The organism is Psychrobacter sp. PG1 (genome assembly GCF_014897815.1).
Classification (GTDB): Bacteria; Pseudomonadota; Gammaproteobacteria; order Pseudomonadales; family Moraxellaceae; genus Psychrobacter.
Genome location: NZ_JABUZG010000053.1, coordinates 15,812 through 32,929, shown reverse-complemented (window position 1 = coordinate 32,929; position 17,118 = coordinate 15,812). Strand labels below are relative to the sequence as shown.

General features: G+C 38.3%; 11 protein-coding genes and 1 pseudogene. 6 read left to right on the top strand and 6 right to left on the bottom strand.

What is annotated here, in order from left to right:
• Positions 1-5: 5 nt before the first annotated feature.
• The 3 genes from INT03_RS06350 to INT03_RS06340 form a co-directional block, all read right to left on the bottom strand.
• Positions 6-422 (bottom strand): hypothetical protein, encoded by a 417-nt coding sequence (locus INT03_RS06350; RefSeq protein WP_193008265.1) that lies wholly within the window; start codon positions 420-422, stop codon positions 6-8.
• Positions 419-1,411 (bottom strand): DUF2345 domain-containing protein, encoded by a 993-nt coding sequence (locus INT03_RS06345; RefSeq protein WP_193008263.1) that lies wholly within the window; start codon positions 1,409-1,411, stop codon positions 419-421. The genes INT03_RS06350 and INT03_RS06345 overlap by 4 nt, the downstream gene beginning before the upstream one ends.
• Before the next feature lie 159 nt (positions 1,412-1,570).
• Complete coding sequence (locus tag INT03_RS06340) at positions 1,571-2,164, bottom strand: hypothetical protein (protein ID WP_193008261.1); 594 nt, start codon at positions 2,162-2,164, stop codon at positions 1,571-1,573.
• Between the two features lie 819 nt (positions 2,165-2,983).
• Between INT03_RS06340 and INT03_RS06335 the strand changes: the two genes are divergently transcribed.
• Positions 2,984-3,703: a 4'-phosphopantetheinyl transferase family protein gene (locus INT03_RS06335; protein WP_060490662.1), complete on the top strand. Its 720-nt coding sequence runs from the start codon at positions 2,984-2,986 to the stop codon at positions 3,701-3,703.
• A gap of 47 nt (positions 3,704-3,750) precedes the next feature.
• Here the strand turns inward: INT03_RS06335 and INT03_RS06330 are convergent, their stop codons facing one another.
• From INT03_RS06330 to INT03_RS06320, 3 genes and pseudogenes are all read right to left on the bottom strand, one after another.
• The gene (locus INT03_RS06330) at positions 3,751-4,815 is read right to left on the bottom strand and encodes a 3-deoxy-7-phosphoheptulonate synthase (protein WP_193008259.1); all 1,065 of its coding nucleotides are present in this window, start codon (positions 4,813-4,815) and stop codon (positions 3,751-3,753) included.
• Positions 4,816-4,912: 97 nt separating this feature from the next.
• Complete coding sequence (locus INT03_RS06325; RefSeq protein ID WP_226950299.1) at positions 4,913-6,085, bottom strand: type III PLP-dependent enzyme; 1,173 nt, start codon at positions 6,083-6,085, stop codon at positions 4,913-4,915.
• 696 nt (positions 6,086-6,781) lie between these two features.
• A pseudogene (locus INT03_RS06320) lies at positions 6,782-7,524 on the bottom strand (IS5 family transposase).
• An 810-nt stretch (positions 7,525-8,334) separates the two neighbouring features.
• On the opposite strand from INT03_RS06320, the gene INT03_RS06315 reads away from it, so the two are divergent.
• The 5 genes from INT03_RS06315 (at position 8,335) to INT03_RS06295 (ending at position 16,936) form a co-directional block, all read left to right on the top strand.
• The gene (locus INT03_RS06315) at positions 8,335-9,540 is read left to right on the top strand and encodes an isochorismate synthase MenF (RefSeq protein ID WP_060490658.1); all 1,206 of its coding nucleotides are present in this window, start codon (positions 8,335-8,337) and stop codon (positions 9,538-9,540) included.
• A gap of 129 nt (positions 9,541-9,669) precedes the next feature.
• A complete protein-coding gene (locus INT03_RS06310) occupies positions 9,670-10,305 on the top strand; it encodes an isochorismatase family protein (RefSeq protein WP_060490657.1) in 636 nt (211 codons plus the stop codon).
• A 25-nt stretch (positions 10,306-10,330) separates the two neighbouring features.
• Positions 10,331-11,095, top strand: coding sequence for an SDR family NAD(P)-dependent oxidoreductase (locus INT03_RS06305; protein ID WP_060490656.1), 765 nt, complete (start codon positions 10,331-10,333; stop codon positions 11,093-11,095).
• 43 nt (positions 11,096-11,138) lie between these two features.
• Positions 11,139-13,685 carry a condensation domain-containing protein gene (locus INT03_RS06300; protein WP_193008255.1) on the top strand — a complete coding sequence of 849 codons (2,547 nt, stop codon included), beginning with the start codon at positions 11,139-11,141 and terminating at the stop codon, positions 13,683-13,685.
• Entirely contained in the window at positions 13,682-16,936 is a 3,255-nt protein-coding gene (locus INT03_RS06295; protein ID WP_193008253.1) for an AMP-binding protein, read from the top strand. Before INT03_RS06300 ends, INT03_RS06295 begins: the two co-directional genes overlap by 4 nt.
• Positions 16,937-17,118 lie beyond the last annotated feature (182 nt).

Below are 17,118 nucleotides of genomic sequence, written 5' to 3'. Positions count from 1 at the left end.
GTTGATTATTTGTTATAGCATTGGTTTCCCACATCTTTCCAAGCTTCGTCGAACGTCTCGTAGTTATCCCAGTTCATATAATCTAAGCATCTTCTTATTCCAGGCATAGAACTAAGTTCCTGATATTCTAGCCTTTCCCCAGTAGCTTTGTACCAGTTGTAATCTTTTTGGAAAATACTCTTTACATGATTAAGAGTTGCTTGTCCACCTACTAACAAAGCTTGTAATGCTCCTAAAAGTCCACCAGGAGCATTAGAGTACTCTCTCAATAGCGCTGTTACTATCATATCTGTCGCTCTATCTTCAATATTGCTAACTTGCTCTTGAGAGATATATGAGACCTTCTGTACCACCTTATTTGTAGGTTTAGCTTTAGTTCTGTTACTAGTATATCTTTTAGCATGAGTTACTGGATCACTCATAAAGAGTCCTTATTATTTTGCCATGGTAGATTTAAGCTTAATTCAATTTCGTCTTCACTTTCTGAATGGAATTCTTCAGTCCATCCGTTTTCGTCAGTAGTGCCGCGATAGACTTCTCCAGTTCTTATATTTTTACCTATATATTTAACATTTGCATAAGGTAGGTTGTTAGCAAATACAAACTGATAAGTTAGATTATAAGGTTTATCATCTGTTGAGTTCTGCCACGGTAAACCTAAATGGACTTCAATTTCATTTTCGGTATCTGTATAGAATTGTTCAGTCCAGCCATTTTTATCTGTAATACCTTGAGTTGTTTCACCCGTTGTAATGTTTTTAGCTGTATAAGCTACATTAGCATAAGGCATATTTCTTGCAAAAATAAACTGGTATGCCAAATTATAAACTCCATCCATCAGCGTCTTTTTCTCAGGAATTATGCTAGGCAACCCTGCCAATCCCAACCCATCTACACCGCCTCCAGCCCTACTATGCTTACCAGCCTTCTCCGTAAACTGCTTTGCCGTAATCGTAATATCACCACCATCTAAAGTGATACTCGCACCACCAGCCGTCAGCGTAATTTTATTCGTCGCTACTATCTCAACCTCTTTAGTCGAGGAGGCAATATTCACATCTTGCTTAGCCGTGGCTTCAAGCTTACCCGTATGGGCGGAGAGGGTAATATTCTCTTTGGCATTGGTCATGCTAAATTGACCATCGGCTATGATATTGAGTGATTCGCTACTGATTTGGTTATGACTATCGCCACTACTAATATTTAAGTCTTGCTGAGTGGTGGTTAGCAGCTCACCCATAGTGCGTTGGATAATCGTGTCGTCACTGACGTAACTTGTATCCGCTGCACTATCAATCAGCGTGAATGGTGTTGTTTGATGGGTCTTATTAAGCTGGTTAGCATCTTGCTCTTTGACGATACTCTCAAGCTGAGTCTTAATCGCTTTATGATCTTTGCTATTGCGACCCAATCCCGTTGCCAGTTGCGTGAGTCGCTCCGCTAGGTGCTGACCACCGAGTGCGGTTTGGGTCAGCGTTGGCGTATGCTGCTGGTAGTCGTGCTCTTGGGCTTGTGCGTGGGTTTGCGGCTGGGTTGAGAGTACTAATGCTTCGCCCGTTTTTAAATGGTTCTATATATTACCTATTGTTTGAAATGGTCGTAATGATCTTTGATCCTTTAAAGAAATTCTAATGCGTGGTATATATTCAGGTAATTCACTAGCTGTGTTGTAATTCAAGTACTCTTTTTCATCTGATGTCTTAATTAAAATACTGACTATAACGTTTGGATAGTCTTTTGAACTATATAAGCGATTTAATAGGTAAGTATATTTGTTTGTAGAGGTGCTTTCTAAACGTTTATTTTTTGCTATATCATAGTTTTTAAGGTTTAAAGCATCAAAATCTAAATTTTTTGTTTTTAACTCTTTCTGAGTAGTCGTAGCTATTTTAATTCTTTCAATATTTGTAATTTCGTTGTTTAAACTAATAGATATATGCAATGGATCATTTATAAAGAAGTAATCTTTCATAGGCCCTTGTTTAGGAACATGTGGTTTGAATTCTCCAAATTCATCAACATTATCTAATAGTGTAGACTTTCCAGAAAGTATTTCCATAGATGACTTAAGAGCTTCATTAATGTTGCCATTTCCATTAGTGATATTTTTATTAATATTCTTCGATCTGACTACTGCATTAATTATCTTTTGATCATTTGTCATTGTAGATCCCTTTTTCTCTATACTCTGATAGCATCCTGACGAAACCAAAGCAATGAAAGTTATTGTTAGTAAATTTCTAATAGTTTTCTCCATTATTAATATTAAATGTCACAAAACATTTCAAGCAAGTTTCGCCTCAAGTATTAGTTTACTTGAGGTTTTTTTGTGTCTGAGTTTCCTCTCAAGCCCTTTCCTTATAAGGGATGGATGCTCTTTCTCTATTTATCTTTACTAAATGGTCTACTCTTTAACAATGCATGAATGATAAGTTTTTGCGTATGAGCTCTATCTTTTGAAAGTCGGTGACCAAGTGCTCAGTGACCAAACGGTGACCATTTTGTGACCAAGATTGTTAAAAGTCGGTTATGGTAACTGATCCCTGTAACTTATTATTATTAACAAATTCAGTAGCTTGAAACTTAAGAATCAAACTGAGCTTAAGATAAAAATGAAAAGCGTTCTATCAATTTATCCGTAATCATTTTGTTAGTTTCAATACAAAATGTTATGGCCCACAACCTTAACTTTTCTGCTAAATAAAAACACTCCAAAGGTGTTTCGAACTGATGATACTTAGAGTAAATAAGCATCCTGTCCCCACTACCATCCAAATACTTATAACCATAAGCAAAGAATTAATAAATATCAAAGTTATTTTTGCTATCATCTAAATGGATTAGTATCCATTTAGATGATGAGGATGATTGCCGTAACTAGTTAATCAGGTCTCAATTGAAAGCGAGCTTTTACACCTTTTTGATCACAAATTTAATTGAGCTATGCTGAAAAAACTGTAGAACCAAACTTGGTAAACTAACTATGAGTACAGATTTTTTAAAGCTATCCGATTTTATTCAACAATCTTTTATTTATTCAGTGAAACATGACATCGCGACACTTTCTTGCGTCATACAGGTATGTGTCTATAATTCTTCGCATTTTAACCCCTCCTTATATAACGAGTTGCCTTTTTCCGAGCCAAATAATATCAAACAGTCGATAAACAAGAGACGGGCAGAGTTTTTAGCAGGTCGAATTGTAGCAGCAATGGCTTTATTCAAAGAAGGGTCACCTATACTCTCAGTGACTAATGGTGCGCGTAGAGAACCGATATGTTATTCAAACTATAACGTTTCAATAACACACACTAATGAAATGTCTGCGGCAATAGCTAAAAAATCGTCTTTTATTTATGGAGTTGGTGTGGACTGTGAGAAGATAATGAGCTTAAAGACAGCGAAAAACCTATCAACTGCGATATTATGTGGCAACGACCGCTCTTTTTATCATAAAGATCACATATCATATGAATTTTTCTGTACGCTGGTCTTTTCTGCAAAAGAAGCTTTGTTTAAGACAATATATAGTCATATAAAATGCTATGTAGGTTTTGAAGCGGCGATGCTAACAAAAGTTGATTATAAAAAACAAACATTCGAGATAATAGTATCTGAAGATATTCAACTCGCTGTTTCTAACAATTTTAGTGGGGGATATAAAGTATATGGCAACCATATTATTACGTTTATAATCAAATAAGAGAAGCGCGTACATAAAATGTATATGAGCTATCTTTAACTATAACCTTACTTTCTTTTAGATAGTTGTTTATTAATATCGAGTACGATTTTTTCAGTCGCTTGCCAATCTAAACACTCATCGGTAATCGACACACCGTATTGCATACTCTTAATCTCAGAGCTTACAGATTGTTTCCCTGCATTAATATTGCTTTCAAGCATCATACCAACAATTGAGTGGTTACCTGCCACTATTTGCTTCACCACAGAATCCGCAACTAAGCGTTGTTTTCTATAATCTTTATTCGAATTATTATGGCTACAGTCTATAATAATAGCAGGTAAAACACCTGACTCTCGCATTTTATTAGCATAGTTTTTAACCTGTTTACTACTATAATTAGGCACCTTACCCCCTCGTAGAATCAAATGAGCACAAGTATTTCCTTGCGTTTTGATTTTGCAAATATCACCTTGTTGGTTGATACCTATATAATGATGTCCCTTAGAGGCTGCTTTTATTGAATTAACAGCAACTACAACATTCCCGTTGGTACTATTCTTAAAACCTATAGGAGCTTGCAGCGAAGACGCTACTTCACGATGGATTTGTGATTCGGTGGTGCGCGCACCAATCGCACCCCAACTAAAAACATCATCAAAGTAGTGGCAGACATAAGGATCAAGGACTTCGGTAGCGAGGGGTAAGCCTATTTTAGTTAATAGAATAGAGAGTTCCCGTGCTTTTAACAACCCTTTTTCGATATTGCAGGTGCCATCACAGTCTGGATCGTTTACAAAACCCTTCCACCCTACAGTGGTACGTGGCTTTTCAAAATAGGTGCGCATCACAATATAGATATCTGAATTAACTGTTTGCGCTAATGCTTTTAGCCGATAGGCGTAATCTACGGCTGCCGCCGGGTCATGTATCGAGCAAGGTCCGCAAATTAATAACAAACGCGAATCAGTGCCTTGAATGATATTTGTTACAACTTCTCTATGTTTAGCAATTCTGCCTATATCGTCCTTGGCTAAAGGATAGCGTAACTTTAAATCGTTAGGAGTTAGCAGGCTAGAAAACTTACGACCGATGTCATCGTTATGTATCTTATTCTGAAAATTACTCATAAACTGCATTGTATATTTTTCCTTTAATTTAAATAAAGGCTATTAGGTCACCTAGCTAAAACCAACTGTATTCAATAGCTAGCCATCTAAAAGAATTTTATTCTAAGTAATGAACTTTGAGCGGCGGAAAACCATTGAACTCAACCGAGGAATAAGAATAGGTGTAAGCGCCTGTAGTTAGCCAATACAGCTTGTCCCCTATTTTATTCTCTACGGGTAATTGATACATGGTTTCTTCATACATGATATCGGCGGAATCACACGTCGGCCCTGCTAAAATCACGCTTTCACATTGCTTTGAGCTTGCCATAGCGGTGGTATAGATGGGATATTTAATCGCCTCGCCCAAGGTTTCGAATAACCCCTGAAACAATCCAACGTCAGTAAACACCCAACGCGCTTTATCGCTGAGCGATTTATGCGATATGAGGACAATTTCGCTGACCAATACCCCAGAGTTACCGACGAGCGAGCGCCCTGGTTCCAAAACCAATTCTAGGTCTTCACAGTTGGGAAAGTACTCATCTATATAACGATTAATACTGTTAGCGTAATCTTGCAGGGGGTTAATATATTTTTTGTACCGAGCAGGAAACCTACCCCCAAGATTAATCATATTTAGCGTAATGTTTTTCTCTTGTAATTGCTTAAATATCGCTTGAACCTTAACCAGCGCCTCATTCCATGACGAAATATTTTGCTGCTGGCTGCCGACATGAAACGAAACCCCATAAGGCACTAAGCCGAGCTTCTTTGCTTTGATTAAAAGATGCACGGCCATGGTAGGGTGGCAGCCAAATTTACGCGACAGGGGCCACTCTGCGGTGTCCCCTCCATCGACTAAGATACGTACAAATACTTTAGCGTTTGGCGCAAACTTGGCGATGTTCTCTATATCGGCATCGGAATCGGTCACATACAATCTCACCCCTTTGCTATGCGCATATGCTATGTCTTCTATCTTTTTTATCGTATTGCCATACGATATCTTATCGGGGTGTACGCCGCTTTCTAAAACTTTATCCAATTCATAAGTAGACGCACAATCGAAATACGATCCCATCTTCTTAAGCAGATTAATCACTTCATGGGCAGGGTTTGCTTTCATGGCATAATAGATATTAAATCTAGGAAATAGCCCGACCATATCCATATAGTTAGATTGGATACAGTCCAAATCTACCACCAAAAAAGGCGACGATTTGGTCTCAGAGAGTCGTAGTATTTTATTCCATTTTTCATGTTGTAAATACGTATTAATATCAAACATCATTATTCCCTTTAAATAAAATATCATTTTATTTGGTTTATCATTTTATGTGTGGCGTATGGTTTATTTGGATCTTATATAAAGTTATATTTATTATATCCATGGCTTAAGCAATACATATCGGGTGTTATCCCTCATTTAATAATACGTGTTTTAAAACAATCCATATAAGACTATTCATAACAGTCCACCCCTTCATTCCACTCATTTTTTAGTTTAGAACACTGTTTTTTGGTTCGCATCACTACGACCATAGCATAAGGTTTTAATCGTAAATATCTGTGGTCATTAGCGATACATATTTGGAATATGTATGTTGTCGCCTCATCCGATTACTTGCTAAAAGGCTTTATATCTACAAATATAAGTTTATAAATATAAAGCCTTTTCTTCTTCCTTTTGTTAGCGTTCTTTGGCTCTTTAACCCAGTATGCTCTCGTACGTTTTTCACTTACCCCTAATGATTATTTTGGCATATTTTTATGGTTTGTATGCTGCCTGCTCTTAAAAATAACCTGCAGTTTACCCCGTTTATAACGGTGTAATTCTTAGCGATGAGTCGTTACATAGTAGATTTTTATACCTCATAAGAACGTTTCTACCATCCATAGCCTAAAAATAAATCACTAACTATAAAATGATAATAATTATCATTATCATAACCTATTATCTGAGTAAAGTAACTAGGGCGTGTCCTCAATTTATTTTGCAATGAATGATAGTGCAGGCCAAGTAAAGCATTGACTTAAAGTTACGAGCTAACTTTTCATAGCGAGTGGCTATACTGCGGAAATGCTTAAGTCTAGCGAACATATTTTCAACAAGATGACGCAGTTTATACAAATAGCTATCAAACTCTGGATTAGGGTGTTTGGCATTCTTTCTTTTATGAATGACGGGTATCATATCGCAGCTTAGAGCTTTGTCTCTAATAGACTCTGAATCATAGCCTTTGTCAGCAATCAGCTTGTCCAATCATTTTAATCAATTCACCTGCAACTTGACTGTCATGGACTTCACCCCCAGTGATTTTAAAATCGAGCGGATATCCATCGGCATCACAGGATAAATGTATCTTTGTAGTTGCTCCGCCACGGCTTTGTCCAATTGCTCGACATTCACCAAGCCGAGCTCCACTTGCATGCTGATGACACCGTATATAACTTCCGTCGATGAATACTTATTCCGTATCAACTTCCTTTCGTAAGCCAAAAAAAATTCTGCCACAAACCAGTCTTTGACCATCGATTAAAACGATTATAAGCAGTTTTCCACGGGCATAACTCTTTAGGTATGTCACGCCAAGGAGCGCCTGTACGGAGTTTCCAGAGAATAGCTTCCATAACCTCGCGATTCTTTTCTTTTTGATAGCAACCATGCTGTGCCATAGTTACCTGTAACTGTTCCCAAAGGTTATCGGTTAATGCTTGTCTGGCCATCTTAGTTATTTGCCTCATATCTTCTAAAATGCATGCTTTATTTTAGAAGATATATGCGCTTTTTCCAATTAGGGACACGCCCTAGCAACATTAATTTTTCCTGCTATTCATCGCTTTTTTTAATGATAAAACCATTTAAACCTCATAATAACGCTAACCTATTGGCGGTTCTGCTTAAAACCGAAAATATCTAAGATTTTAAAAAATCACCCAAAAAAAATATTCTTACTATGCAAAATATTATTAAATATCAATACCTTATATGTTATTGACAACTAAATTTATATTCATAACTATTAAAAAATTTATTTTATACACATTTTTACATAAAGTTACAATAATAATTATTATATATGAGTGTCTGCCTAGACAGCTGATTATTCTAGGTCTATGTTGCTATTTGTTAATGATAATTGTAATGTTAATGATAATTATTATCATTAACATTGAAATAAAAATCTTTTGTATATATAATCCCCGAATGCTTAAAAAACCTGCAGTCGTTACTATCGTCTGCGTCCACAATAAATTAAATGAGAGTATTTTTAATGAACAATAGTTCATTTTTGTACATGGTAAAAAATATAACCAATAAATAAACGAGACGTTCAACTTAAGTATTAAAAAATACGAAAAAAGTGACGACGTATGATTGGGAATGTTTAAAAAAACATCGGAATTTTTTTAGTAGACTTATCTAGATATGTTTGCTCACTGGTTAAGAAACTCTTTACTTAACTCTGATGCAATTTTATCTGTTTTAGAAAAATAAAGAAAAGATAATAACTACAATTTAAAAAAGGCATAACAATGTTTAATACTCTTCAAGAAGAAAGAAGCCGTTTTGTTAAAGAAACATCCCAAAACAGCACATACGCCCCCAGCAACTATAGAAATAATAAAATATCTACCCAAAATGACGCTTATTTTATTGCCGATAAATACCAAATTCACGCCAGTCAACTTGTGTCCTGTATAGCAACGCCAGCAAAAGATACTGCCATCCTAAAAAACCACATTGATCATGAGTTTTCTAGGTTAATAGCAGCAGGCAACCCAAACCCTATCCTAATGGGTGCTATTCCTTTTGATACGCAGCAAAACTCCAGTTTAAGCTTTTACACTGAATCCACAAAAAGCTGTCTCGATGACTTATTTGATAGTAAGCCACAAGAATTTAACGTTCACCAAGTTAAAAGCTCGGTGTCCGAACAAGATTTCAAAGAACTGGTAGAACACGCTTTGGACACCATTGAAAAAACCGCGTTAAGTAAAGTTGTCCTATCGCGTATGTTGCAGTTAGAAATAGACAGTGCGCCAAACGTTGCGAGTTTGGTTAAAATCTTGGTTGAAAAAAACCCGCAAGCTTATACCTTTGCGGTGCCGGTATCGGATACTGAAACAATCGTCGGGGTAAGTCCGGAATTATTATTATCTAAAGAAGGGCACCGCGTAAAAAGTAACCCCTTGGCGGGGTCGTTGGCACTGACCAAAAACCTCAAACAAGACCTAAAAAATAAAACAATCCTAAAAAGTTCGCCGAAAGATCAACGCGAGCACAGTTTGGTTGTCGATAAAGTAGTGAGCCATTTAGCGCCCTATTGTTCTAGCTTGACGGTGACAGAAACACCAGAAATTTTAGAAACCTCCACCATGCTCCACCTCTCCACAGTGCTCAATGGCACCTTGCGACACAACGCCCCCGATGCGCTTACTTTAGCATTAAACCTCCACCCCACCCCCGCGATATGTGGCACCCCGACAGAGCAGGCAAAACAGTTCATTCAAAGCAAAGAGACGTATGAGCGTGGATTTTATAGCGGTTTGATTGGCTGGATGGACACGCAAGGCAACGGTGAATGGTTAGTGACCATTCGCTGTGGGCTTTTAGAGAGTAATCATATGTCTTTATATGCAGGTGCTGGTGTTGTTGCAGGCTCGTGTCCAGACTCAGAATGGATAGAAACCCAAAAAAAGCTAGAAACGATGTTAAATGTGTTTACATTACATGAATAACTTAATCAACATCGCGTATACGCCCCTGACATAATCCAGTTAATCCGCCATTAAAGTGACTAAAAACAACAAATAGATTGATTATCGAATGCCCTCACCATTCATTTTACCTACGGCATAAGGCTTTTTATGAGCATTAGCAAAATAAATAATTACGAGCTTATCCAGCAACATGAGTATCCAACAGCAAAAGTGAATTGGACCATAGATGCCAATAAAACAGTCTTATTGATTCATGACATGCAAGACTATTTCTTAAGCTTCTATGGTGCTAATAGCGTGCTTATTGCCTCTGTTATTGAGCATATAAAACAGTTAAAACAATGGGCGAAAGACCATAATGTTCAAGTGTATTATTCAGCGCAGCCCCAAAAACAATCTACAGAAGATAGAGGCTTATTAACAGATATGTGGGGAAAAGGGTTGACAGAACCCGATAAATTAGGTCAAGAAAATATCACTGCCTCAATAGCGCCAGAAGACAATGATATTATTCTTGAAAAATGGCGTTACAGCGCCTTTTATAGAACTCAGCTAGGCGAGGATATGCAAAACCAGAAAAAAGACCAAATCATTATTTGCGGTGTATATGCGCATATCGGCGTATTACAAACTGCTTCTGTGGCATTTATGGACAATATAAAGCCTTTTGTTGTCGAAGATGCCGTCGCTGACTTTTCTAGAGAAGACCATATTTTCGCTTTAAATTATGTGCAACGCAATCTAGGAAAAGTAGTAACCACAGCTGAAATTATTCGTTCGTAGAAATAGATATCAATAAGTGACTGTTATGACACAACAAATTATATGGATCGTTGGGGTAAATCAAGGTATCGGACTGGCGTTAACTGAATCTATGCTTGCTAAAGGTTACGACGTAATAGGTTTGGATAGAGATTTAGATAACATATCAAAAATCATTAAGCATCCTAAACTGTCCTTATATCTTTGTGATGTTACCAGTGAAGAGCAAATTGGCGCATTATGTGAACAGCTGTTACCCACGCACCCACCGCTATATGTTGCTTATGTGGCTGGCGTTATGTACACCGATAAGCATGAGGATATCACTAGCCAACAATGGAGGGAGATGTTTGCCATAAATGTCGATGCTGTTTTTTATTTTATGTACTATTTAATACCGCATTTTAGACAACAACAACAAGGCAGTATTGTTATTGTTTCCTCAAACGCTGGAAGAACACCGCGAGTAGGCATGGCCGCGTACGGTGCGACAAAAGCTGCGCTTACCCATTTTGCGAAAGCCATTGGTCTTGAATTGGCGAAATACAATGTTCGGGTGAATATAGTCTCGCCTGGCTCTACGATGACGCCTATGTTAACAAGTCTTTGGGATAACTGTTTAGATAGTGAGGCAAATATACGCTATACCATTAATGGTGATCACGCTAATTATAAAGTGGGTATTCCGCTCAAAAAACTCGCTAATCCTAAAGATATTGTTAACGCTATCATTTTCTTACTTGAGCCTACCGCTGCCCATATAACCATGCATGACATCGTTATAGATGGTGGGGCCACGCTGGGTATATGAATAAACAATACCGAACAAATACAACAATAAATATGGTAGCTTTATGAACTTACAATGTGATTTGCTAGAGCAGGTTAGACAAGTCCTGCAAAATGAAAATATAGAGACGCACGATAATCTTATCGAATTTGGTTTACATTCATTAATTGTGATGGAACTTGTCGATGCCTTTAGCGAACAATACAATAAGGAGTTTTCTTATATCGACTTTGTGACCGAACCTAATGTTGATTCATGGTTGCAAATTATCCAACATGAAATTGAGGGTGCAAAAAACCCTACAAATATGACAAGCGAGGAAGCAGTCAGCGATAATGGGTCAGCATCTTCTCAAAGCATTATCGAAAATAAGTATGCCACTTCTGATAACGAGGAGTATGAACTCTCTAACATGCAGTATGCGTATTGGGTAGGCAGACAAAGTGAAGGTATGTCGGCGCATATTTATCTGGAATTTGATAGTCCAACTCTTCGTATTGGTCATCTGAAAACATCGGTTCTAGAGCTAATTCAACAACACCCCATGTTAACGATTCAAGTCTCTAATCAAGGCAAGCAATCATTTGCAAATTTTTATCATCCTGATAACGTCATCCATGTTGATGACTTAACCAAGCAGTCTGCCGCAGAGATACAAGCCTTTTTAAAAGAAAAAAGACGCACCTTTGCTCATCAAAAGCTTAACATCAGCCAAGGGCAGGTTTTTGCTATTAGCGTGAGCGTCCTACCTCATCATAAAACCTACTTACATATCGATGTCGATATGATCAGCGTTGACCCCGTGACGTTGCTTACCGCTTTAGAACATCTCAGCACTGTTTATAATAGCTATAACATTCATAACAATAATAGCCCTCACCATAATGAATTATCGCCACCATGGCATCAAGCGGACGCTAAACCCACCGCTTATTTTGACTATCTCAACGAAAAAAAACACAACGCTATTCATAGTACAAAGGTAGAAGCAGATAAACGGTGGTGGCAAGGTAGATTAGATACTATTGCGCCCATACCCCAATTACCGCGTATTGCTGAGGGACTCAGAGGCGAGGTTATCGAAACTAACAGTCTCTGCCATACGTTATCAGCGCAAGAAACCGAGTCTCTACACGCTTTTGCCGTCTCACAATCTTTAGGTATGTCAGAGATATTGTTAACCTTATTTGGTTTAAGTATCGGCAGATGGTCGACAAATAACTATTTTCGTTTAAATTACCCTTTATTTAACAAACCTGATGCTTTAAAAAATGTGATTGGTGAATTTTCAGAGTTTACTTTATTAAATATAGCACTAAGTGGTCAGCAGTCTCTTATAGAGACTTATGAACAGATTCATAATGAATTAAGCGCTATAAAAGAACATACGGCTTATTCGGGTATTCATGTCCTTCGAGACTTATCAGACTTCACCCATCAGCATGAAATTTCCCCTATTGTCTTTTCTTCCTTATTAGACTCTAAAGAAATTTTTTCAAAAAACTTCCAAAAAACCTTTGGTGAGCCCGTATATTGTGTTTCCCAAGGGCCAAAAGTTGATTTGGACGCACAAATTGCCTACCTAAATAGTAGGCTTGTGATTAATTGGGACATACGCCACGATGCCTTTAAAGGCAATAGTGCAACTGACATGTTCAACTACTATATCCATGCTATCAAAGCATTTGTAGCGGGTACGATAAAGACAGATGACGCCTTGACAGATGTTTTCCACACGCTAGATACTCATTTAGCCACTTCTAACAGCATCAAATCAATAATTAGTCCGCCCCTGCCTCATATCCCCATCTATAATAAATTAGGATTGACTTGTCCGGCTTGGGTAATAGGCACGCTGGCGACTCAAGAACCCCTGACAACTCAAAGGAGTGAGACACCATCGAACACCGATCACAACATGCGACAAGTGCATAGAAAATCTGATTTGGCTTATTACGATGATACATTTGAGATTCAACAATATACAAGTTATCACTCCTATATAGAGCGTCAAGGTTGCTTCATACCGACACAAATAATCGCAGATAAGATACGCAGATTAGACGGTATTGCCAACGTCTGTGTCTGTTACCATGCCGAAAAACTATTTGCCTTTTTAATTGCCGATTCGACGCCTACCCTACTCATCAATAACTATATTACTGAACAATTAGTAGAAATGCTCCCGTCTTATCTTATGCCACATTTTTATCAGACCGTTGATGAATTCCCAGTGTCTGATAGTTATAAAGTAGATGTTGACCGGTTACTGTCAAGTTACCTCTCTTCTAATCAACTGCAAGAAAAAGCGCAATTTAATAGCGCCGTTGAGCATGTCATTGTCTACATAGCTTCTAAAATAATTGGCTTAGCCATGTCCGAGATTGCGGCAACGGACGATTTTTTTGATATTGGTGGTGATTCTCTCACGGCCACCCATTTTGTGAATGCCATTAATCAGTATTTCCAAAACGCTAATTTAACTATTGTAGATATTTTTATCCAGAGAACAGCCAGCAACCTTGGCAGTTTGGTTGAAGAAAAAAAACCCGAAACGGCAATGCCGATTGCTACTGCATTTTTATCAGTAATAGAAGGTGAACTCGTATGATTTTAACACGGTCCGATTCTTTAAATCCTCTACAAAAAGCGTATCTATTAGCAAGAGAAAATATTTTACCCCTTAGTGGCTTAGCAATGCATGATTTTAGGGAGTATAGAGGCAACATAGATGCTGAGACTTTACAAAAGAACCTCGAAAGACTGGTGGATAAATACGATGTATTACGCACCACGATTGATGCTGAAAAACTACAAAGTAACGTTTGGCAATCGGGAGACAGTCAGTTTGAGGTTATCGACTTATCCGATAGCAGTCCTATAGAGGCTCAACACACTTACGAACAATTAAGAGCGCGTTATTCCCATTATCAGCACCTTTTGAAACAGCCACTATGGAAATTCTGGTTGTTCAACCTGCCCGCCAACGCTAAAGAAGATAATGAATCCGATAAAGAAACTATTATTTTTACAAGCTTTGATGGTTTAACATTTGATGGTTATGCCATAAATCAAATTATACTAGACGCCTTTAGTGAGAATAAAGACGCTATTAAGGAACATCCAAGCAAACATACCCTCCAACAAAATAACAATAAGGCGTCTATCCTTTATGACAATAAAGACGTTGATAAACAATATTGGCAACAAAAGCTAGCACCTATAACCACCGTCATGCAACTGCCTTGGGAAAAAGAATTAGATAGCATCTATCGTTCTGACTCTGGCTGTGCTCAATATAGTAGAAAAACCATCTCAATTGATGGGCAAGATTACAAGGATTTAATAGCAATAGCGGCTAAAGACAAACTATTACCAAATAGCCTGTTAACCACCCTTATTCTTATGGCGTTATCTCATTACACGGCAACCAATGAGATAATAGTGTCACTGCCAATATCGAATTCAGCGATGATTAATACCTTAGGCACACATTCCTCTTTTATTGTTCTTGAAAGCAGATATAACCCCCAAGAGCAGATATCTGTATATGCTAAATCAGTACAACAAGACATATTAGCCGCCATGCAACATGCGTCATTCTCTGGTATTGAGTTAGGTAAGCTGCTGGTTAAGCAAACAGGTAAAATTATAAGCTTACCTGTTGCTATTACTAATGGATTATCTTGGCGCGAACCCACCTTAGAAACACATGGCGTTCGTTACCATTCTGGCCTCACCCAGACGCCACAATTAGCCCTTGATATTCGTCTTTCATTATCCGCAGACAACCGTCTTGTTATGGACCTTGATTACGCCACTGACGCATTATCTACGAGTTTTATCGAGCAATTTGCGGCTACCCTTGAAACTATCTTTTTAAATGCCGCTGCGGTAGACCGTTTATCAAAAGCTCTTGTTGATAGTTTTATGACGGCTAATAGCTTGACTTCAGACAACTCACCGCCTGCTAGCAAAACAGACCATGAGACAGACACCGTGGCTATAGAGGACTACCTAGGTAAGATATCTTCGAATTTATGGACAACCATACCCCATAAAGCGGCCATTATATTTGGCGATACAGCCATCTATTATGAAACGTTAGGCAATGAGGTGGCAAAGGTTATCCAAGCGCTAGAGAAAAACAACATAAAGCGTGGCCAGGTTTTGGCTATTTGCCTCGATAGAAGTCCTGAATTTATTTATAGCCTCTTGGCTTGTGCGCTCCAAGGGGTGATTTGGGTACCTATTGATATCCAAGCCCCTACTAAAAGAATCCAATACTTTTTAGACAATAGCAATGTAGATGCCATCATCGGCTCTAGTAAAGCGCTAGAAGGAGATTGGGATATTGCAGATAATATTAAATGGCTTGATATTGACAATATCTTGTCTGCTACTGCTACTGCTGTTAATCTCACACTCAATCATCAGTATACTATAGATACCACGCCAGCTTACTATCTATATACCTCAGGCAGTACAGGCACTCCCAAATGCGTGGTACTAAACCACCTTGCCACAGCAAATGTAGTCGAACAATCGGTAAAAACATGGCGTTTAAATCAGTCAGATGTCGTCATGGCGGTGACACCTTTTCATCATGATATGTCCAATTTTGATATCTTTGGCGGATTATCTGTCGGTGCGACACTGGTATTGCCCACACCCACCCAAGCTAAAAGTGCCATTGATTGGGCCAATCTGGTCGATATTCATCATATTACGTTTTGGTCTAGCGTGCCCGCGATTGTCGATATGTTGCTAACCTGTGCTACGGCTTCGCAGCTACAGTCCATCCGCCATATTACATTAGGCGGTGATTATATTAAGCCTTACGTTATCCAAGAGCTCAGAGAGCTAATCCCTCATGCACAGTTTTACTCTATAGGCGGCCCTACCGAAACAACCATTTGGAACATTTGGCATAACATCCAAAAAGAGGATATAGAGGTCATTCCTTATGGGAAAGCCATGGCAAATAATGAACATTATATTGTCGATGATGACTTACAGGTTTGCCCCTATAACGTTGTTGGCACGATATGTATGACGGGCGGTAACTTATCTAACGGCTATTTAAAAAATAAAAAATTAGATCAGTCTGATTTCGTTAATATTACCGACAGTGAGGGGCAGACTAAACTCGGATTTTTGACAAGTGATTTAGGGTACTTACGTGAAGATGGCAATATCATCTTTTCGGGCAGACACGCAGGCTATCTGAAAGTGAGAGGGGTACGTATTGCGTCTTTAGATGTAGAACAATCCATAGCGAAATTGGAAAACATTACCTCGGCCATCGTCTTATGCACGCATAATGCCAAGCTAGATACAGATGAGCTGGTGGCTGTTTATCAGACAAAAGACCATCAGGCTATTTCTGCTAAAAAATTTAGAGAATGTTTAAACAATGAGCTCCCGAGCTCCCATATTCCCTCCAAATGGTTACATGTAGAAAGTATACCGCTCACCGCCAACGGTAAAGCTGATAGAACATTGATAAAAAATTTGGCTCAATCCAGCCTTTATGATAATGAAGCGGCCACCAAGTCTTTGACCCCTAGTGTGGTCACTAAAGCCGCGACAACAAACCAGTCCAATCATACCAAACCAGATACAACGCTAACAGCGGTTACAAGATATATTAGCGAATGTTTTGCGTCCGTTGTACCAAAATCACAGGACTACCTAACTGTTGACCTGCAAACGTTAGGCATTAGACCCAAACAACTGGCTGCCATTAAAGAGAAAATCAACGCTCACTTCCAAATTTATATAGACGTTTACGCGTTGATTGCCTGCTCGACGATACAGTCGCTGATTCATTTAGTACAACAACGAATAGCACCACAATAAATCATCTAAACAACACATTATCTCAGTCGCTCATCCGAATGGTTTCACGATAATAAAACCAACCTTAGACAAGTTAGTTTGGCGATAAGTCTAAGTGGGTTATAACGTTTATTATTACATTTATAGTCAAGCGATTTTAAAATCGATACAAGGCAAACGAGCGCAGATAGCATATTCAGCGA